The organism is Nitrosopumilus sp. b1 (assembly GCF_014078545.1).
In the GTDB taxonomy this organism is placed as follows: domain Archaea; phylum Thermoproteota; class Nitrososphaeria; order Nitrososphaerales; family Nitrosopumilaceae; genus PXYB01.
The window spans coordinates 16,231-35,350 of record NZ_MU078719.1 but is presented as its reverse complement, the minus strand read 5'-3'; the positions used below and the strand labels follow the sequence as shown (position 1 = coordinate 35,350).

Sequence of the window (19,120 nt, the reverse complement as noted above, 5' to 3'; positions counted from 1 at the left end):
AGCTGTCCAGGATGTAAGGACAGGCACGAGATAGTTCAATGTGAACACTGTAAAAAATAATTCATTTATCTTTTTGATTTTCGCTCAGAAGCAAGTGCCTTAAGATTTGCTAGTTCGGTCTTTAGAGATTCAATTTGGACTAGTGTCTCTAGATTTGCAATCTCTTGTTTTAGCCGTTCGATCTCAGAATCTTTGATTTTGACAGTATCTCGTAACTTTTCTAAATCATCACCTAGTTCTAATCTTGCCTCATTTATCTGACTTGGACTTGCTACTTTACCGTCTGATTTGTAAACTTGAACGGTCGCTTGTGAATTACTCAAGCTTTTTTTTTCATGATGAGACTCTCCACCATGATAGTTCTTCATATAATCAGTGCTTTTTTGGGCAATCCAGCACGTGAAGGTTAGAAACCAAGTGATTGGTACTGCCATAATGAAGATGAAATTCAATAGTGGTGCAAAATCTAGAAAAATTGGCCATAAACCTGTCAATACTGCTGCAAAAGCACCACAAACAACGGTTGCCAAATGGTTACGTAAATAACCCATATTTTAGATCAAAAAGTTGGTTGCTTATATTAGTAATGTCGATACCGTAATCTGATATTAATAATTAAAAAGAAAAGAGAGGCTAAGAAGTCTCTTCTTCGATGAGAGTCGGTTTTTGAACTTCAGACTGTAAAATTTTAATTTTCTCTAACAACTCGTTTCTAAGATCTCTTGCAACTCTACGGACCGTTGGTCTTGGAACACCTAATTCATCTACCACTTTTGTATAGATGTCTTGTTTGTCTGTCAGACCTTTATCAAGATAAGAGTTGATTGCTTCTTTGATAACTGTGCTCTGATTTGTACGATTCACGAAATCTAAATTTTAGTTGTTCTATATAAGACTATTACTTTCCATTTGATACTTCATACAATTCAAAGTTTAGAAAATCAATCGGCTTGTAAATTTTTGAAAATAAATAATTTCTATCAAAGTCGCAAAAACTTTCCAAGAATTACATACTAATCAAAAAAGTTAAAACCCAATTGGGTTACTTTGGGGTACAAGTATATGGTTTAGTGTAAACTAGACATTTTTTGAATAAATTATACAAAAGACTCTTATGATAATACTGTTGAAAATCAGAAATGACGAATGTCATAATTGATACAAATTTTGGAACTATTACTTTTCGCTTATTGCCGGATCTCGCACCTGAGACAGTTAGAAATTTTCAAAAATTAGCTAATTCTGGTTTTTACAACGGTACACTATTTCATAGGGTTATTCCTGGCTTTATGATTCAGGGTGGAGACCCCAATACAAAAAAACCAGATAAGAGCCAATGGGGCATGGGTGGACCCGGTTATACTGTAAAGGCAGAATTCAATTCAAGATCACATAGAAGAGGAATTGTTTCAATGGCTAGAGCGATGGATCCAGATAGTGCAGGCTCACAATTCTTCATTGTTACTACAGATAGTACTTTCCTAGATGGTCAATACACTGTATTTGGGGAAGTTACCGAAGGAATCGAAGTAGCCGACAAAATTGTAAATCTACAAAGGGACAATAATGATTGTCCATTACAAGAAGCAAAGATGAATAGTGTAAAAATCGAGTAAGGATTAACTTGAAAAAATTACTTGCTGCTTTTGTTTTTATTATGATTATCTCAGCTATACCTCAATCATTTTCACAGTTAGGGATAGGTGAAAAAGCATATCAGAAATCATTGGATATTACCATTGGAGCGGATGGAAAAGTACACGTAGTTCATGAATTATATCCAAACAGCAGACCTACATCACTTACCACCATTAATGGAGAGATTATCAATCTCAAAGTAACAGATCTAGAAGGAGAAGAAAAAGAGCATGGAGTTTCAGAGGGTGAACAAAATATTGTTTTGTCAATTTTTCCTAGTAAAACAGGAATCCTGATCGAGTATGATCTCTCTGAGGTATTAACAGAGAAGGATGGATTATGGTCATGGCAATATATTTACGCCGATACAGAAAGATCAGTTTTTCATTTTCCCGACGAAGTTGATCTAGCTTTTGTAAATGCAAATCCCATTTTATTACAAGATGTTCATAAGATAGGATGTCATGGATGTGAAGTGCTAATAGAATATGTTACAGATGAAGAAACAAAGATGCAGAAGATTGTTTGGGAAGGAAAAGAATTCGAGGTTGGAATTCGAAGTATTGAGGATGTAGAACTAGTTTTTGATCAACCGTCAAAAAGCATTAGTTTTGATCTAAAAAAAGAGAATCAGTTAGTAACTTTGATTATTCCTTTAGAATTGTTATGGAATCCATATACAGTTTTTCTTGATGATCAAAAAATTCTAAAACATGAATTCCTAAAAACAGATTCTCATGTATGGATAAGTGTAAAGCCAAAAGCAACTGGAACTGTTCAAATTATTGGAACCTCAGTAGTTCCTGAATTCTCTTTGTTGATACCCCTAGTATTAGGAATAGTAATGGTGGTTGGACTTCAGTATAGAGCAAAGATCATTCACCGCTAGAACCACATGAACAAAATCCATATTCATCAATTCTGACATTACAGACTGGGCATTTTTCACCATATTCTACTTCCCATGGCTCTTTTCCAAAAAGCCTGAAATGATCATCAATCTCTATTGGGATCTTTCGCTTTTTGTTCATCTAGAAAAAATATTCAATACAACTATAATAGATTGTTAATCATTTTTTGATAAATGGAATGTGGGTGTCATTGTATAAAATGTGGTAGTACAAAGTTAGAAACTAAGCAGGTGGGCAAAACAGAAGATGACGGGTATTTTGATATGCATCACACATGTGGAGAATGCAATACGCATTTTGACCATCTAGAGGGAGATACTTTTGATTCGTGTGATATTTGCAGCTACAAAACTAGTTAGCTAGTAATGCTTCTTTTACAAAATAATAGCTTCTGTGATCCCTAGAGTTTTTTAGAATTTCTCTATTAAATGCCATTTTTGCAAGAGTTTTTGATACATCCAAAAGACTAGCACTCCATCCATATTCTCGTAATTCCTCTACAGTTTCAGAGACAGTTCTAGGAGTATCAAAGAATGATTTTGAAGCTAAAGTCTCAAGTTTTTCTCTAATTTCATTTTGAGAAATTGGCACAGGTTCTGAAAACTCTGGTTCATGAGTTTCTGCATCTTCCAAACCGTTTAGAGTTTCAAGATTTTCTTTGTAGACATCAGTCATTTTTTCTAGTTGTTCAAGAGAACGATCATCAAAGATAATTCTAGCTTTGTTCTCTTGCATATGCTTAGTTACTTTGTCAATTACTTCGCCAATGGTCTGATTATCAACGTAAAAATCTCTAGAGTCTATCTCAATTTCATTATGTCCAAATTTTACTCTAATTTTTGCCAACTAGAATACCTTAGTTGATTTTGATTTATTCTGTTAGCTCTAAGTAGGTTTAAGAATAGATCAAAACTTTTACACACATTATTTGGTTTTTTTTCCCTTTGGGATTAAAATGGAAATTTGAGATTTATAGGCATGCAAAAATCACGTAAAGCAACATTATTGATTTTATTGGTTGTAGGCGTGGGCTTTTTTGGTTATTCTCAGTATGCTTCAGCATCTCAGATTAATGCCATTATCACTGAGAGTAGTTTGTTGGAGGAAAATGAGAGAGGTTCTGCACATAACATTCAGTTAGAATTTGATAATCCGTCTTTATTGTTACTTACTGCTGGTGAAACAGATTTCATCATTACTGCAGATGAAAAACAAATTGGAGAAGGGGAATTACAATCATTTGTACTTCCTCCAATGAGCAAGGCCAAAGTTGATGGAGTGTTTCTAACATATTCTGATCAGAAATCAGATGAGACTCAAACCATCAGAATAACAGGAGTTACACAATATGATGTCTTGTTTACAAAAATAGATGTACCATTTGTATACTATCCAACAGAAGTCCAAGCAAGGGAATTTATACATCAAAACTAGATTTTCACTGTGCTCACAGTTTTTGGTTCAACTGCATTAGATACCATTAGAACACCAACTAAAACTCTAAAAGATGTTCTTGGTGGTGCAGCAACATTTGCAGGTGTATCTGCTAGTTTTTTTGTTGATACGGGTTTGATAGCAGTAGTAGGAAAAGATTTTCCAAAAAAACACCATGATCTTTTAGCAAAACACATGGATCTTAAAGGATTACACATTGCCAAAGGCAAGACATTTCGATATGATGGAAAATATGATGAAACCTTAAGCACTAGAGAAACTCTAAAGACTGAGCTAAATGTGTTGGCAAATTTCAAGCCTACTGTTCCTGAAGAATATAAAAAATCTCGATTTGTGTATCTTGCAAATAATGATCCTGAGCAAAATGCGAGCTTGATAAAAGAATTTGATAATGTGAAATTTTCAATGTGTGATACTATAGAATTTTGGATTGCAACTAAAAGAAATGCAGTGATTAAGATGATAAAATCCGTTGATGCCATTGTAATTAATGATGAAGAGGCAAAACTGCTCACAAAAGAACACAACCTGATAAAATGCGCAAAAAAGATGATGAGTTGGGGGGCAAAATATGTGATAATCAAAAAAGGTGAACATGGTTCATTGATGTTTTTTGATGATGTCATATTCCCTTCTGCTGGCTTTTCATTAGAGGATGTAGTAGATCCAACCGGCGCTGGAGACTCTTTTGCAGGTGCGATGATAGGATATTTGGCAAGTAAAAACTCCACCACCCTTTCAGCCATCAAAAAGGGAGTCGTGTATGGTAATGTTTTGGGTTCGTTTGCTGTTGAGAGATATGGTCTTGATGGATTAACAAAGGTTAAGAAATCAGATATTGAAAAACGTGTAAAGATTTACGAAAAGATGATTCGTTTCTAAAGACTTAAGTTCAATTCCCTGTTCAATCAAATTATTGACTCAGGAAGTTTCTGAAAAGGACAGATTGGTTTCAATCTTTGAGTTGCAAAAAGGACTATCTGAGATGATGGATTTGTCACGATACCCGGATGACAAAGAAGGTAGAGTTTCTGCACTTTGTACAGCTATAATGCATGAAGCAGTGGAACTACAGATGACTACAAACTGGAAGTGGTGGAAAAAACCAACTCCATTTAATGAAGCAGATGCAAGAGAGGAGCTAATCGATATTTGGCATTTTGTTGTGCAGGCTTCTTTAGAACTCAATCTAACGCCTGATGATATCTTAGAAGAATACAAACGCAAAAACGAGATTAATAGAGAAAGACAGAGAAACGGATACTAAACTGAATCTACAGTTTGTTTGATAATTAGTGGATCTGTTTCGCCAGTTTTGTTAATTATTGTAATTTGATTTTGAAATTTTTGCACTTCAGAGTTTGATAGTTGTAATATGGGATCTGGACTGTGTGATCCAATTATCCTACCATCAGAATCAATTCCATTTTCATACAATGCTAGTAGTGATTCTCCTGCCTTGTGTCCCCAGACTTCTTTGCCACATAAAATTAATGTCTTGATGTTTGGATTAGAGTTTACAAACCTAACCAATGCATCAATGCCTTTGTTTTCAGAAAATAATCGTCCTACAATTGCCACATTATCAAGCAAGTTAGACTCTGCAATTTCTTTGAGTAAGGATATACTAGAAAGGGTACATATTGCGATGGAAGATTTCTGGTTTCCAAAGTAGACCTCTTCTGGAATTGGAAGTAATATCTTGCATACCTCACCAAAAACATACTCTAGAGAATTCATAATAGCGATTTGATTACTGATGCTGTCTGTGATAAGTTTTGAGGAGTAACCTGAGGCTGGACAGGCAGAGATAATACGTGCAAAGCTGCCCATTCTGTTGTTTTCAGTGTTACTTTGGAGTGATAGTATGGTGTTTTATGAACAGGGGTTGGATAATATGCAACTGCGCCAATTCCTTTGGAGTTTAATGCTTTTAGTAATTTATCACGGTTTTTAGCTGCTATAGTGTATAGATACCAGTTTACTTTTTCATTTTTTCTTTCATGTGGTAATGTAAGGTCTGTTTTAGATAGTAGCTTTGATAGCTGTTGTGAGTTTTTTCTTCGCTTTGCCAAAAACTTTGGTAGTTTTTTTATCTGTTCCTTTGCAATTGCAGCTGAGATTTCTGGTAATCGTAGATTCAGTCCCAAAATTTTTGTATCATAACCATGAACCATTCCGTGATTTCTAATCATTAGTAATTTTTCGTGTAGTTGCTTGTCATTAGTTACAAGAAATCCTCCCTCTCCTGCTGTCATAACCTTTGCAGGATACAGACTGTAACTGCCAATGTCTCCAAACGTTCCAGTGTGTTTTCCCTTTAGTGTGGAACCCAGAGATTGTGCTGCATCCTCAATTATTCTCAGATTATTTTTTCTGGCGATTTCTATTATTCTATCAATGTATGCAACGTTTCCATAAAGGTGGACTGGTATTATCACTTTGGATTTTTTTGTAATCTTTTTTGCAAGATCTTCTGGATCCATTGTATAGTTATCCTGTAGAATATCTACAAAAACAGGTTTTGCACCGGTCGATACAACAGCATTTGCAGTTGCAACAAATGTAAATGATGGTAAGAGTACTTCGTCTCCTTTCTGTACATCAAGTGCTAATAGGGCCGCCTGTAGAGAGGCAGTACCAGAGTTTACTGATACAGCAAACTTTGATTTTACATACTTGCATGCAAGCTTTTCAAATTCCTGAACGTTTTTTCCCCCATTTTTTGCAGCGGATGTTAAAACTCCACTCTTTAGAACTTGATTTACGGCCTTTATCTCCTCTTTACCGATAATGGGGATGTTTATTGGTACAGGCACAAATGGGATGGATAGGGTTTCTCTAATAAACTCTCAAGAATCAAATTTTATAATGCAAGCTTCTGCATGTGCATAATGGAGAAACGTCACCTGCAAGAGACTGATCGAGGATACAGGGTCTTTTTGTACATCTTTTATGTCTGCGCATTTATCATGTTATCAATCACTGCATATGGCGCCTATGCAATGTATACCGAATGGGAAGAAAACGGAACCTACGTCATGGGCGAAGTTTTAGTAGATACAGAAATTCCCTTTGAGAACTTTGCCAAGCTCATCACATGGTTGTTCTTTGCTTGTATAATTGGGTGGTATTGTGTATCAAGAATAGGCTGGAAGAGAACCACCAAAGGAAAGATAGGCTCTACCAGAATGGCCTTACTGCAATTGATGTTATTGGGTTTTGCAATAATTTGTTTGTATGAGGTTTTGTGGAGTTTTACTGTACTAAATGCACAGATCACTGCAGGAATTGTTGATGGAAATGTTCCAGATATTGACAGGCTTACAGTTGCTTACCCAGATCCAGACAGGCCATGGAATCTCATATTTAGTACAAAGATTTTCCTAGTGGGATTCGTAATTAGTGCACATGCATTTTATCTCAGTACTAGACCAAGAAAGAGTTTGGATGATCATGAGACGTAACTTTATAGGAACTTTTTGTTAGGTGTAATCAGTTTGGATGTTTTAGAAAAAGTAGATCTGATTGCAAAACCGCCAACAGAAGAGATTGTAACAAGAGAAGAGCTGGTAGAATTATTCAAAACAAATTCCAGCCCAAGACACTACATTGGTCTTGAGATTTCTGGTTTTTTACACTTAGGAAGTCTAATCAGCACAGGATTCAAGATTAATGATTTTATCAAAGCGGGTGTAAACTGTACTGTTTTTCTTGCAGACTGGCACACATTAATCAATGATAAATTGGGCGGAAACTGGGAAACGATTTCTCAAGTTTCAAAGTATTATGCTCAAGCATTCAAGCTTGTTTGCCCTGGAGTAAACATTGTGATGGGTTCTGAGCTGTATGATTCTAAAAAAGAATACTGGGCAGAATTTGTCAGATTTACAAAACATATGTCGCTGGCAAGAACCATGAGAACTCTTACCATTATGGGAAGATCTGAAAATGAGGAAAAGGTTGACCTTGCAAAATTATTGTATCCACCAATGCAGGCAGTTGACATTCACTCCCTAGAGATAGATATTGCACATGCAGGAATGGATCAGAGAAAAATTCACATGCTTGTACGAGAGTTGTTCCCAAAGATGAAATGGAAAGTACCTGTTGCCGTTCATCATAGACTTTTACCGGGATTATCCCAGCCAACAGAAGGGAATGCAAAGGCTCTAGGAAAGATGAGCAAATCTAACCCAAACTCAGGCATATTTATCCACGATTCAAATGATATCATTGCATCAAAGATAAAAAAAGCCTGGTGTGAAGAGGCAAACACAGAAAGTAATCCATTACTAGAGATTGCAAGGCATGTAATTTATCATGAGTTTGATGAGATCTCAGTTGAAAGACCAGAAAAGTTTGGAGGAAATGTAACCTACTCTAGCTATTCACAGCTTGAAGAAGATTTTGCAAAAAAGCAGCTTCATCCTACAGATCTGAAACAAACTGTGTCTAAATATTTGATTAAGATCATTGAGCCCATAAGAGAGAAGATTACAATCGATGATAATTTATCAGCTGCAATAAAGAACAGTGTTTAGACTTTGAGTTCAGGATTTGTTTGTTCCTTGAGATTGTACTTTGATTTGTATCCTCTTGGGTTTATCATCAAATCTTTGTAATTATAAGTTGAAGAGTTACCCACAATTACAGTACTGATCATTCCAAGCTTATCTGCATAGTTTTCCATATTATCAAGATCAGTTAAAACAACGGACTGGGTTTCTCTAAACGCGCCCTTAATGATTGCAACCGGTGTTGATGGCTTTCTATGTTTTAACAAAATTTTTCTTGTATCTTGTAACTGGTGAATTCTTTTTTTGCTAGAGGGATTATAGATTACGATTACAAAATCACCTTGGGCTGCTGCCTCTACCCGTTTTACAATTATTTCCCAAGGAACCAAGAGATCACTCATACTAACTACAGCAAAATCTGTCATTAGGGGAGAACCAATGATTGATGCGCATGAGTTCAAAGCTGATACGCCAGGAATTATTTCAACAGAGAGTCCACTTTTTGGATCCCATCCTTGTTCGGCTAATGTCTCATAGATAAGACCCGCCATGCCATAAATTCCAGGATCCCCACTTGAAACTAGAGATACAATTTTACCAGATTTTGCAAGATCTATACATTGATGAGCTCGTTCAACTTCTTGCGTCATTGCATATCTGTAAATTTCCTTACCGTCAATTAGATCTTGAACTAGATTGACATAAGTCTCATAACCAACAATCGTATCACTTTCTTCGATTGCTTGTTTAGCCCTAAATGTCATATGATCATGGTGGCCAGGACCGACACCAACAATGAAAAGTTTGCCTACCAATACTATCAAGAAATTTTTTAAGATAATTTATCCGTTTAGTGAATTATTGAAATGGGTCAATAAAAGGACAGTTTACAATATGATCGCTGCTTAGAGGCCGTGCTATTTCTACTAGCACTTCTCCTTTTGATTCTAGTGCGTCGATATCACTTTTAGTCTGTAATAACGTGGCCTTGCTTGGTTCAACCCACTCAACAGTATGGATTCTCCACATGGGCGAGTAGTTTTTGTCCCCTGGTGCAGCCGAAGCTATACCAGGCTGAAATCCTATAGGACCAGTGCTCTTAATTCCATTTTTGAATTGAAAAAGATCAACTGCTGCAGCACTCGAGATCAAACTTGCAGATGTTGGAGAATCTACAACTCCCATCATTTCTGCAGGTCCAGATGGAGTGGCATCAGTTACAATATAGTAGATTGTCTGTCCTTGTGGACCCCATCCCCTGTGGGCAATAAAAGTAACTGACATCTCATCAAGATTAATGTCAAGGATTTGGCTATCACCATATTCCATGTCATCACTAATAGTTTTGTTTTCGTTTACTTTCATTTGACCATCTGGCCATTTAATTTGCGGAACATTGAGAATCATTTCAGTTTTTTCAAGTTGTAGTTTTCCGTCTTCTTTTGCTTGTAAGATGTCTTTGACAGATTCTAAAACATGGGGTTTTTGTCCTGTTTTCCAGCTAACTTCTGATACAGTTCTTAATGCACTGTACTCATTTATTTGAGAAGGTGTATCAGAGAATACTTCTACTTGGTATCCATGAATTCCTCTTCCTCCTAAACCATTTTTGAATACATAGATATCTGAAAGAGATTCTTTTGGAGAATTCGAAAGTGTTGGTGCAAATTCAACCTTCCATTCTTGTTTTGTAGATATGGATTTTGCAAGCTCTTCATTATTTGAATCGGTAATAATGTAATAGAGTTCATTTCCATCATAAACACCAGCGTGTAAAGGAATAACTGCAGGAACATTTCCACGTGCTAAAGTCACTGAATTGTCTCCAGTCTTTACCTCAATTGTTTGCTGTATAATTTCAGTTGGTTCTCCCCTAACCCAACCATCTACGCTAACTGTGGCAGAAAATGCTTGGGATGGTGAGTGTAAGGCCAATGCCGCACCCGTGAATTCGAGTGAGCCAGAGTTTGAATTTTGATCAATTAGAGATAATCCGTAAATCTTGTTTCCATCAACACTCCATGTAGGTTGGCCTTTTGCATCTTCCTTACTAATTTCGTGTAAAACTGCAAGCTCTATTGGGGCACTCGCAGTATATGTTATCGAGCCATCGTATATTGTTCCCTCATTGGGTGAAAGAATGAGGGCAAATTGATGACTTTCATGGCCTATGCCTGGATCCTGTGAGGATGTAACCGTTTTAGTAAATTCAATTTTTCTAAGAGTTTTGGCGTTAACGAATTCTTCAGATAAGTTTGGAATTATTATGATTCCGGCAACAGCTACAACTATGATTAAAATTGTTACAGACTTTTTCAATGGATTCAAAACTGTTTATTTCTTTAAATTGTTTTGCACTAATTTTGCTAGTTGATCTTTGCCAATTCAAATTCATCGTGTAGTGATTGTACGACTGATTTAGAGTCAGAGTCCTTTACTACAAATGCCAAGTTAAGTTCTGATGAACCTTGAGTAATCATTACTACGTTTACTTTCTTTTTTGCAGTAGCGGTAAAGACTTTTGACGCTACACCTATTGTTCCTCTCATTCCAGAACCGATCAGTGCAATAATTGCTACATCTGTAGTAACTTCCAATTTTTTGATAATCTTTCCCAATAATTCCATCTCCAAAGCATTGACTGCTCTATCAAGATCAGCATTCTTGACAACTACAGTGATGCTAGATTCAGAAGGATTTTGGGAGATCATCATTACATTTACTCCGGCATTTGCCAAAGTTGTAAAGATTTTAGCTGCAGTACCAGGTGCTCCAACCATACTTCCTCCACGAACATCTATGAGTGCATTGTGACGAATTACACTAACACATTTTACAGTTTTTTTAGTTTCAGGTCCAGGCGATGCAGTTACCAAAGTTCCCATGTTTTTTGTATTGAAAGTATTTCTAATCCTCATTGGAATTTTTTTGGATAAAATCGGTTCAAATGTTCTTGGATGAATCTGTTTAGCACCAAACAATGCCATTTCAATTGCTTCAACATAAGAGACTTCTTTGAGCACCTTTGCATTACTTGCGATTTTTGGATCAGCTGTCATTAGTCCATCAACATCACTCATTAACCAAATTTCATCGGCCTTGATACACGTGGCAATGATTGTTGCAGTATAATCAGAACCTCCACGACCAAATGTCGTTATACTACCATGTTGATCAGCTCCTGCAAATCCACCAATTACAGGAAGAGATTTCTCAGAGAGTAAGGGCTCCAATGTTTTTGCAACTCGTAACCTAGTAGTATCCATGAGTGGTTTTGATTCTCCGAAATTTGAGTCAGTAACTATTCCCACTTCCTTTCCAGTATATGCAAATGATTTTTTCCCAAGATCAGTAATTGCATGTGATACAAATTTTATGGATAATCGTTCTCCAAATGATAGTAGATAATCAGAAGATCGGGGCGTCATCTCACCAAGTAGAACTATACCATCAACTAAGTCAGATAGCTCGCAAAAATCTTTTTCAAGCATCTCTAGTAGTTTTTTCTTGTTTTGTGGTTTTGAAATTGTTTGTTCAGCAAGCTGCTTGTGTTGATTGATTATTTTTGCAGTGACTTGTTTTGCTTTCTTTTTATTTCCTTTTTTGATGAGTTGTATGATTTCGATCAAGTCATCTGTGGTTTCTTTAATTGCAGAACATACAGTTACAACTTCATTCTCTTTTGATAGAGATGTAACAAACTTTGCAACATCCTTGATTTGTTTTGCAGATGATAATGATGTTCCACCATACTTTACGATTAGTCTCAAGTCAGTATACCTCTTTTAATATTACAATAAATGCTTTAACTTTCTACTCTTGGAGCCAAGTAGAAGTGAATTCTGCCTATATTGGCAACTTTAAACTCTATTCGGAGTGGTTTTGCACTAGAGTACTCACAAGTAATAGTGTTGGCTGTAGTACCCACGGCTTTTACTACAGGGTTAAGATATTCAAGACTGTATGTACCAATACTTTCTTCTTTAACAGATAGATTTTGCAAGTCTTGGCCTGTTTTATCAAGCTCAATTACTACTTCACCGGAATCGCCTTTTCCAGAAAAATCTGCTTTTCCTTCAATAGCATGTATTGTAAGATAATCAGAGACAACTTGTACGTCTCCAAGAATTTTATCAAAAATTGATGATGATATTTCAATCGTCGCATCATAAGGAATTTTTGGTAATGGAGTATCAGTAGCTGAGCTTTCAATTAATCGTATTTTGTATTTCTTGTTATTTCCAATAGTTACAAGTAACATATTATCATCAGAGATACTGATTTCTATTGCATCTTTTTTGTCAGCTCGTTTGATTAGTTTTGAGAATTCATCAATTCTAACACCAAATTTAATATCACTGTCACATTCGTATTTTTCAAAAGCAGAATTTGGCCACGATATATCTATCAAGGCTACATGGGATGGATCCATTCCTCTGAATGTTATTCCTTCTGCAGATGCAACAAAGGTGGCTTCTTCGACAAGAGTAGATATTGCAGATATTATGGCTTTGAGATCATCAGAACCACTTGTTTTAGCTGAAAATACCAAGTTCAATCATTTGTTTGCAATGTTCCAGTTAAACGTTATGCGTAATTTCGCCATGTATGATTACATTTTGAACATCGATAGAATTGGGTAGTGGGCTCATCTGCACTTCGTGTTTGTAACATCCACCAAACTGCTTCATCATGACCACATTTCTCACAATCGATTTTAATTGTAGGTAAAGTTTCAGAACCCTCGTTCTCTTCTAAGACATTAAATTCTGAAACCTCTTGTTCCTCTAGAATCTGTTTTGTTGATTCAATGTTTCCCCCTTCGACATAATTACATTTTGTACATTTTAATCCAGAATCAGTCTTTTTGAGACGTATCTCACACTTGGGGCAAAATTTCATGATTAACCTTTGATTTTCGAATTAAATAATTTTTTTAATTCATCAGCGGTCTTTATTGCAGAATCTGCAGCTGCAGAAATTTCTTTGATAGGGTTGCCTTTTGCAGAATTTACTTTCATCCAGCATTCGTTTGTTAGTGGGTGTTTAACGATTACACCTGCAAAATCAACATTGGAGCCCTGAAGTAGCTCATGCTGTATGATATACAAAGTGCCTATGTCGGATTTTGTGATAGAAAGGTTGATCTCTTTCTGGGATGAGTTTAGTACCTGAGCTTCCATGTGTTCGAAAAAGAACTTATTGTGGATATAAATCAATATCCAGTATTAACATGAGTAATAGTGAAATTTCAGGCATTGAATTGATTTCTGAGAAGACAGAGTTTGCTTCAGACGAAAATATTGTAATTAATGTCAAATTTTCAGTTCAGGGAAGCATTAGGGATTCTTTTAATGAAAAGAATTGGACTGAGGCATATAACAAAAATGACAATTATTTCAAGATGAAATATGGGGTAAAGCTTGTTTCTGGGGGATTAAGAAGAAAAGTGCTTGGTAAGCCAATTGATAGTTATAGAAAGGCGTCAATTTTTTGGACTCGTAATCCAAAGTTAGTCAATCCAATGAAAGACAGACGAATTTGGGTTCAAGTGGCAAAAAATTTTGAGCCATTTATTAGATTAACAGAAGAGGAAGTAAGACAAGAATTGTTTGATTTTGAAGAGAAGATTATTTTCAAAGCATCAGACCTTGGGCCGGGTAAACACAAGATAGGAGCAGAAGCTTTTGCCTCCTGGCAAAAACATCTCTATACAGAGCCATCTAATGTAAAGAACCAAGCAAAAGAGATCGAGATTCAGATCAATTAGGGATATAAGGTACTTTTTCAAACGATTATCATGGCAAAATATGACGGGCTACTTGGACAACCAGTACTTGAAGTCGAAGAACCAGACAAAGAAGGAGGAATTACTGTGATCTTTAAAGACAATAGATTCCTTTTCATCAAAGCTGTGGATGGAAAGATCGAAACGGTCTCAATTCCGGAATAGGTGATCGTATGGCAAAATTTGATGGAATTCGAATGCAGGATCTTGTAAAGGTTGAAGATCCAGATTCCGAAGGAGGAATTACTCTAGTGTTCAAAGATAATCATCTCTTAAAGATTAGAGTTGTGGATGGGAAGCTAGTTTCAGAATCTATACCAGAATAATTAGTTACGAACGTGTTTTTCATATAATGAAATAACTACTTCTTGAATTTCTGATTGAACAGAACCTGGTCTTTCTTTTCTAATTTTTTTAATTGCTTCCACTGCTGAAAATTTCTGATATTTGATTAGATAACATGAAAGTATAGTCCCGGCTCTACCAAGGCCTGCAGCACAATGAACCATCACAGGTTGTTTGCCAGTTATCTTTTCATGAATAAAATCAACAGCGAGATCTATTTGTTCAATCTCAGGTGCAGTAAGATCTGGAGTTGGCACATGTAAATAATTGATATTTTTTACCCAAGCATCAGGTAATGAATTCTCAGTCATAGTTACTATTGATTTAACACCTTGATTCATAATCCATTCAAATTCTTCAAATGACGTTGGCATTCCAGAACCTGCTAATTTTGAATCCAGCACCCATGAAAAGTTGGTAGGTCTCTTTGTTATTCTCCCATGAACCTTTCGCCAAATATTACCAGGTTTGCTCATGTCATAACTAATTTTTTCCATAGTTTTAGCATTGCTGATACTTTTTCCTTATATTAGAAAAATTTCCAATATTGCTTATGGGAAAAGAGGCCATTTTGTATGAAAAACTACCTGAAGAGAAAGTACGATGTACTGCTTGTGCAAGGTATTGTGAAATTGGAAAGAATCAGATTGGATTGTGTGGAATCAGGGGTAACACAGATGGTAGGTTAGAGCTCTTTGTTTATGGCAAAGTAATTGCTGGTAATGTAGATCCAATAGAAAAAAAGCCAGTAGTCCATTACAGACCAGGCTCCAAGGTATTTTCAATAGCCACCACTGGATGTAATTGGCTTTGTAAATATTGCCAAAATTATGACATAAGCCAGAGAAGAAAAGTAGAGGGAGTAGATATGACCCCAGAGCAAGTAGTTCAGACCACACTTGATCATGGCGCAGATGGAATTGCATACACATACAATCAACCATCAATCTTCATTGAATTTGCTAGAGATTGTGGCGTCATAGCTAGGAAAAGGGGACTCTACAATGTTTTTGTATCAAATGGATACGACACTCCGGAAACTGTGAAAATGATGGAGGAGTTTCTTGATTGCATCACAGTGGATTTCAAAGGAAGTGCAGAACCGAATTTTACACGGAAATATATCGGTGTACCAGATCCAAAACCAATCTTTGACACATTAACAGAAATTCACGATAAAACCAAGATACATGTTGAGATCACTGATTTGATTGTGCCAGAGGTTGGAGATGATCTATCATATGCAAAAAAACTTTGTAAGTTTGTTTATGATGAATTTGGCTCCGACATGCCAATACATTTTCTGAGATTTCATCCAGATTATAAAATGATGGAGTTTCCATCAACTCCAGTGAAAACTTTAGAAAAACATCATAAAATTGCAAAAGATGTTGGCTTAAACTATGCATATCTTGGAAACGTTCCAGGACATCCTTTAGAGCATACCTATTGTCCAGAATGTAACAATATTGTAATCAACAGGTTTGGTTTTGCCATTAAAGAATGGAATTTAGATGAGAAAAATCAATGCATCAATTGTAAAAATAGAATTCCAATTACGGGACGTCTTGCAAAAAATTACAAGGCAGATAGATTTCAGTTCGTTGTTTAAGATGCAAAGGCACGTACAGGTGAACCAGTAGCATTTTGAATTTTCAGAGGAAATGCTGAGAAATTAAATGGTGATTTTTTAATTTTTTTAAGATTAGTTAGATTCTCTACAATCAAGACATTATTTTTAGCAAAAATCCCGTGTACTGGAAATTGTGGGTTGTTTCCAAGGTCGATACTTGGAGAATCAATCCCAACAAGATTTACTTTTTTTGATACCAGATATTTTGCTGCAGCGGTAGATAAGCCAGGATTATTTGTAAAATAATTTGATTTGTGGATTTTTCTATCCCAGTCGGTGGCAAAAATGACAATAGTGTTTTCTCCAATTTTACCATTTTTATTTTCAAAAGTTCTTACATCATTGATCGAAATGGGTTCATTTTCATTTTTTTTGATTCTGATTAGATGAGCCTTCCCGGATAATCTTTCCAATGGAATCTGGTGAATCTTTATGCCATTATTTGCAAAATGAAACGGGGCATCCAAATGAGTCCCTGTATGTGAGCTCATAAAAAGAAGTTCCAAGTTATAACCGTCTTTTTGAAGATTTGACCATTGTATCATCTTTGGATTTGGTGAGCCTGGGAAGTTCGATATGCTTTCAGAGATTGTTAAAGAAAGATCAATTGGTTTCACAAATAATCTGATTAGTTCCAATTAATCAGTTTTTGAGAATTTTAATCAAAAGTTAAATATCGTAGTTAGAAATCTGGAATGTGCCTACTTCATACGTGTTATTAAATTCCGATTTGGGTTCTGATGAGTCAATTATATCAGAAGTAAAAAACATTCTAAATCAAGAAAAAGGAATCCAGTATGAGATTCAGGGTGTCTATGGCGTATATGACATTGTTTTGAAGATCTCTGCCGATGATACTGACATCTTAAGATCAATTATTACAAATAAGATTAGAAAGATAGGTAAGGTTCAATCAACCCTAACTATGATGGTTATAGAAGAACAAGAAAATCTATAATTTTCGTAATTCATTCAACAAAATTTCTATTTGCTCTTCAGAATTAAAAAAATGAGGTGAGGCTCGAACCAGTTTTTCTGCAGAGATTTCACGAACTGCAAGAATAATGTTCTTTTTTTCTAATTTTTCTATAATTACTGAGGGTTCCTGATTTTTTATATTAAAAGAAACAATGCTTGTCCTTTGTTCGGTTTCATTTGGACCATATAGTATAACATTAGGAATTTTACTAAGTTCTGTCCGGAGTTGGTTTGCTAGCTTCATGACCTTCTTACGAATATTTTCCATACCAAATCCTATGAGATATTTTGCTGATGCCTCAAGACCTGCCATTCCCACATAATTACGAAATCCTGTTTGAAACCTATCAGGAATGTCTTTGAATGCTAGTTTGGTTTCATCATAAATCATTGCAGACTCACCACCTATGTTCATGGGTTCTAACAACTGTGTAGAGTCTTTTCTGCAGTAAAATAATCCTGTACCCATCGGTCCGCATAACCATTTTGAGCCATTAAATGACATAAAGTTACATTTAGTTTTACTAACGTCAAAATCTCCAATGCAACCAATTGTTTGTGCAGTATCAAGAAAATATGGAATGTTTTGTTTATCTAAGATTTCTCCGACTTCTTCTACAGGAAGAATTGCTCCAGTATTATACAGAGCATGACTCAAAGCTACTAAGCTTGTGTTATTATCGATAAGATGTTTAAGCTCATTTATTTGGAAAAATCCATTCTTATCAACTTTCAAGTTTTTAATTTCTAATTTTTTAGATAATCTTAACCAGGGATAATAATTTGCGTGATGTTCATGTGATAAACCACGAATAATTAGATTTGATGATGGTTGAAAATTCATTCCGTTTGCAACTGCATTAACTCCATCAGTAGTACTTTGTGTAAAGATAATTTCCTCTGGCTGGCATTTGATTATTTGTGAGATTATCTTCCTAGTGTTACGTAATTGATTGGTTACAAATGGTTGAGACTCTAAAGAATCTGGTCCAAGTGCATTATATGATACTAAGAAATCATGCATGGAGTTAATACAATCTAATGGATTGATTGATACGGAGGCATTGTTTAGATAAATTTTCCCGCCAGTTGGAAAATCATTTGAAAAATCAGAGTTCATGTTCATTCTTATATCAGAATTGAACTTGCTATGTGTTGAATAAAAATCATCATGAATTGATTACATTTTCAAAATTAGGAGAAATTGTGGATGATTCCTTGTTAAATTCGTTATTATTTGAAAATGCGCAAATCAAAATCAGATTTCTATCAAGGTTAGTTAACGAGTTTAAATTTCCAGTGGTTTACCTTGACTTTGATCTATTATTTAGTGGATATGTTGTGTCAAAAACAATTGAATCACCCGCTGATAATATTACAATAGTTAAACCAACACTTGGCAATTTAGAAAATGTAATCAATGAAGTAATTCATCAGGTAGTTGATAAAAAAACAATTGTAATAATTGATTCATTGAATGTTCTGTCGAATTTCTTTAGTGGTAAGGATTCTGGTAGAATACTAAACGCATACCTGATGCTGTTAGCAAGTATATCAGAGCAATCAAATTCAAGAATTATTTTTTCTAGTGTTGCAAAGAAAAAAGATGGTATGTGGGTACTTTCACCTACAAATAGGCATATTGTTGATTCAGGAAAAATCCTCAAAATTTTTGTTACTGAAAATAGTATGGATCTTGTTCTAGAGGTTACACGTGAAAATTATCTAAGAAATTTTTCTGTTAGAAAAGATTCCTGATCTTGCGATCAAAAAATTAAACACTGTTATACAAATTACTAACGCCGTTATAATTCGAAGTTTTTGGGTAAGTTATATTAAGATCCACAACGAA

General features: G+C 35.4%; 28 protein-coding genes. 13 read left to right on the top strand and 15 right to left on the bottom strand.

What is annotated here, in order from left to right; all coding sequences use genetic code 11:
* Positions 1–65 precede the first annotated feature (65 nt).
* Positions 66–551 carry a coiled-coil domain-containing protein gene (locus C6988_RS05090; RefSeq protein WP_182133985.1) on the bottom strand — a complete coding sequence of 162 codons (486 nt, stop codon included), beginning with the start codon at positions 549–551 and terminating at the stop codon, positions 66–68.
* A gap of 82 nt (positions 552–633) precedes the next feature.
* A complete protein-coding gene (locus C6988_RS05085; RefSeq protein ID WP_182133984.1) occupies positions 634–864 on the bottom strand; it encodes a hypothetical protein in 231 nt (76 codons plus the stop codon).
* Positions 865–1,139: 275 nt separating this feature from the next.
* Between C6988_RS05085 and C6988_RS05080 the strand changes: the two genes are divergently transcribed.
* Positions 1,140–1,616: a peptidylprolyl isomerase gene (locus C6988_RS05080; RefSeq protein WP_182133983.1), complete on the top strand. Its 477-nt coding sequence runs from the start codon at positions 1,140–1,142 to the stop codon at positions 1,614–1,616.
* Positions 1,617–1,624: 8 nt separating this feature from the next.
* Positions 1,625–2,527, top strand: coding sequence for a hypothetical protein (locus tag C6988_RS05075; protein ID WP_182133982.1), 903 nt, complete (start codon positions 1,625–1,627; stop codon positions 2,525–2,527).
* Here the strand turns inward: C6988_RS05075 and C6988_RS05070 are convergent.
* Positions 2,514–2,669 carry a hypothetical protein gene (locus tag C6988_RS05070; RefSeq protein ID WP_182133981.1) on the bottom strand — a complete coding sequence of 52 codons (156 nt, stop codon included), beginning with the start codon at positions 2,667–2,669 and terminating at the stop codon, positions 2,514–2,516. The two genes, C6988_RS05075 and C6988_RS05070, sit on opposite strands and share 14 nt — an antisense overlap.
* Before the next feature lie 231 nt (positions 2,670–2,900).
* The gene (locus tag C6988_RS05065) at positions 2,901–3,395 is read right to left on the bottom strand and encodes a hypothetical protein (RefSeq protein WP_182133980.1); all 495 of its coding nucleotides are present in this window, start codon (positions 3,393–3,395) and stop codon (positions 2,901–2,903) included.
* A gap of 132 nt (positions 3,396–3,527) precedes the next feature.
* Here C6988_RS05065 and C6988_RS05060 point away from each other — a divergent pair, with 132 nt between their 5' ends.
* From C6988_RS05060 to C6988_RS05050, 3 genes are read left to right on the top strand one after another with little or no spacing between them, the layout of a single operon-like run.
* Positions 3,528–3,983, top strand: a complete 456-nt coding sequence (locus C6988_RS05060) for a hypothetical protein (RefSeq protein WP_182133979.1) — start codon at positions 3,528–3,530, stop codon at positions 3,981–3,983.
* 9 nt (positions 3,984–3,992) lie between these two features.
* On the top strand, positions 3,993–4,886 hold the full coding sequence (locus C6988_RS05055) for a PfkB family carbohydrate kinase (RefSeq protein WP_182133978.1): 894 nt from the start codon (positions 3,993–3,995) through the stop codon (positions 4,884–4,886).
* A gap of 34 nt (positions 4,887–4,920) precedes the next feature.
* On the top strand, positions 4,921–5,271 hold the full coding sequence (locus tag C6988_RS05050) for a dUTPase (protein ID WP_182133977.1): 351 nt from the start codon (positions 4,921–4,923) through the stop codon (positions 5,269–5,271).
* On the opposite strand, the gene C6988_RS05045 is transcribed toward C6988_RS05050, so the two are convergent.
* Together C6988_RS05045 and C6988_RS05040 are read right to left on the bottom strand one after the other, a co-directional pair.
* Positions 5,268–5,744 (bottom strand): tetrahydromethanopterin S-methyltransferase subunit A, encoded by a 477-nt coding sequence (locus C6988_RS05045; RefSeq protein ID WP_182133976.1) that lies wholly within the window; start codon positions 5,742–5,744, stop codon positions 5,268–5,270. The two genes, C6988_RS05050 and C6988_RS05045, sit on opposite strands and share 4 nt — an antisense overlap.
* Positions 5,741–6,823 carry a DegT/DnrJ/EryC1/StrS family aminotransferase gene (locus tag C6988_RS05040; protein ID WP_182133975.1) on the bottom strand — a complete coding sequence of 361 codons (1,083 nt, stop codon included), beginning with the start codon at positions 6,821–6,823 and terminating at the stop codon, positions 5,741–5,743. Before C6988_RS05040 ends, C6988_RS05045 begins: the two co-directional genes overlap by 4 nt.
* 75 nt (positions 6,824–6,898) lie before the next feature.
* Here C6988_RS05040 and C6988_RS05035 point away from each other — a divergent pair, with 75 nt between their 5' ends.
* Complete coding sequence (locus C6988_RS05035) at positions 6,899–7,471, top strand: hypothetical protein (protein WP_182133974.1); 573 nt, start codon at positions 6,899–6,901, stop codon at positions 7,469–7,471.
* Positions 7,472–7,504: 33 nt separating this feature from the next.
* A complete protein-coding gene (locus tag C6988_RS05030) occupies positions 7,505–8,548 on the top strand; it encodes a tyrosine--tRNA ligase (RefSeq protein ID WP_182133973.1) in 1,044 nt (347 codons plus the stop codon).
* Here the strand turns inward: C6988_RS05030 and cobJ are convergent.
* Genes cobJ through C6988_RS05000 form a run of 6 tightly spaced genes read right to left on the bottom strand, consistent with a single transcriptional unit; the run spans position 8,545 to position 13,707 of the window.
* On the bottom strand, positions 8,545–9,339 hold the full coding sequence (gene cobJ / locus C6988_RS05025; RefSeq protein WP_182133972.1) for a precorrin-3B C(17)-methyltransferase: 795 nt from the start codon (positions 9,337–9,339) through the stop codon (positions 8,545–8,547). The genes C6988_RS05030 and cobJ overlap by 4 nt on opposite strands.
* A gap of 43 nt (positions 9,340–9,382) precedes the next feature.
* Positions 9,383–10,843, bottom strand: coding sequence for a DUF7482 domain-containing protein (locus C6988_RS05020; RefSeq protein WP_182133971.1), 1,461 nt, complete (start codon positions 10,841–10,843; stop codon positions 9,383–9,385).
* 47 nt (positions 10,844–10,890) lie between these two features.
* Positions 10,891–12,294: an aspartate kinase gene (locus C6988_RS05015; RefSeq protein WP_182133970.1), complete on the bottom strand. Its 1,404-nt coding sequence runs from the start codon at positions 12,292–12,294 to the stop codon at positions 10,891–10,893.
* A 35-nt stretch (positions 12,295–12,329) separates the two neighbouring features.
* Entirely contained in the window at positions 12,330–13,076 is a 747-nt protein-coding gene (gene pcn, locus C6988_RS05010; protein WP_182133969.1) for a proliferating cell nuclear antigen (pcna), read from the bottom strand.
* A gap of 35 nt (positions 13,077–13,111) precedes the next feature.
* Entirely contained in the window at positions 13,112–13,426 is a 315-nt protein-coding gene (locus C6988_RS05005; protein ID WP_182133968.1) for a transcription factor S, read from the bottom strand.
* A gap of 2 nt (positions 13,427–13,428) precedes the next feature.
* The gene (locus C6988_RS05000) at positions 13,429–13,707 is read right to left on the bottom strand and encodes an RpoL/Rpb11 RNA polymerase subunit family protein (protein ID WP_182133967.1); all 279 of its coding nucleotides are present in this window, start codon (positions 13,705–13,707) and stop codon (positions 13,429–13,431) included.
* A gap of 50 nt (positions 13,708–13,757) precedes the next feature.
* On the opposite strand from C6988_RS05000, the gene C6988_RS04995 reads away from it, so the two are divergent.
* From C6988_RS04995 to C6988_RS04985, 3 genes are read left to right on the top strand one after another with little or no spacing between them, the layout of a single operon-like run.
* Positions 13,758–14,294, top strand: a complete 537-nt coding sequence (locus C6988_RS04995) for a hypothetical protein (RefSeq protein ID WP_182133966.1) — start codon at positions 13,758–13,760, stop codon at positions 14,292–14,294.
* Positions 14,295–14,324: 30 nt separating this feature from the next.
* Positions 14,325–14,477 (top strand): hypothetical protein, encoded by a 153-nt coding sequence (locus C6988_RS04990; RefSeq protein WP_182133965.1) that lies wholly within the window; start codon positions 14,325–14,327, stop codon positions 14,475–14,477.
* Positions 14,478–14,485: 8 nt separating this feature from the next.
* The gene (locus C6988_RS04985) at positions 14,486–14,638 is read left to right on the top strand and encodes a hypothetical protein (protein WP_182133964.1); all 153 of its coding nucleotides are present in this window, start codon (positions 14,486–14,488) and stop codon (positions 14,636–14,638) included.
* Here the strand turns inward: C6988_RS04985 and C6988_RS04980 are convergent, their stop codons facing one another.
* Entirely contained in the window at positions 14,639–15,133 is a 495-nt protein-coding gene (locus C6988_RS04980) for a dual specificity protein phosphatase 23 (protein ID WP_182133963.1), read from the bottom strand.
* A 77-nt stretch (positions 15,134–15,210) separates the two neighbouring features.
* Here C6988_RS04980 and amrS point away from each other — a divergent pair, with 77 nt between their 5' ends.
* The gene (gene amrS / locus C6988_RS04975; protein WP_182133962.1) at positions 15,211–16,269 is read left to right on the top strand and encodes an AmmeMemoRadiSam system radical SAM enzyme; all 1,059 of its coding nucleotides are present in this window, start codon (positions 15,211–15,213) and stop codon (positions 16,267–16,269) included.
* Here amrS and C6988_RS04970 read toward each other — a convergent pair.
* Entirely contained in the window at positions 16,266–16,907 is a 642-nt protein-coding gene (locus tag C6988_RS04970; protein WP_182133961.1) for a cyclase family protein, read from the bottom strand. The genes amrS and C6988_RS04970 overlap by 4 nt on opposite strands.
* A gap of 80 nt (positions 16,908–16,987) precedes the next feature.
* Here C6988_RS04970 and C6988_RS04965 point away from each other — a divergent pair, with 80 nt between their 5' ends.
* Complete coding sequence (locus tag C6988_RS04965) at positions 16,988–17,248, top strand: Lrp/AsnC ligand binding domain-containing protein (protein WP_182133960.1); 261 nt, start codon at positions 16,988–16,990, stop codon at positions 17,246–17,248.
* Here the strand turns inward: C6988_RS04965 and C6988_RS04960 are convergent.
* Complete coding sequence (locus C6988_RS04960; protein WP_255464256.1) at positions 17,243–18,388, bottom strand: aminotransferase class V-fold PLP-dependent enzyme; 1,146 nt, start codon at positions 18,386–18,388, stop codon at positions 17,243–17,245. The two genes, C6988_RS04965 and C6988_RS04960, sit on opposite strands and share 6 nt — an antisense overlap.
* Before the next feature lie 221 nt (positions 18,389–18,609).
* Between C6988_RS04960 and C6988_RS04955 the strand changes: the two genes are divergently transcribed.
* Positions 18,610–19,026, top strand: a complete 417-nt coding sequence (locus C6988_RS04955) for a hypothetical protein (protein ID WP_182133958.1) — start codon at positions 18,610–18,612, stop codon at positions 19,024–19,026.
* Positions 19,027–19,120: the final 94 nt, after the last annotated feature.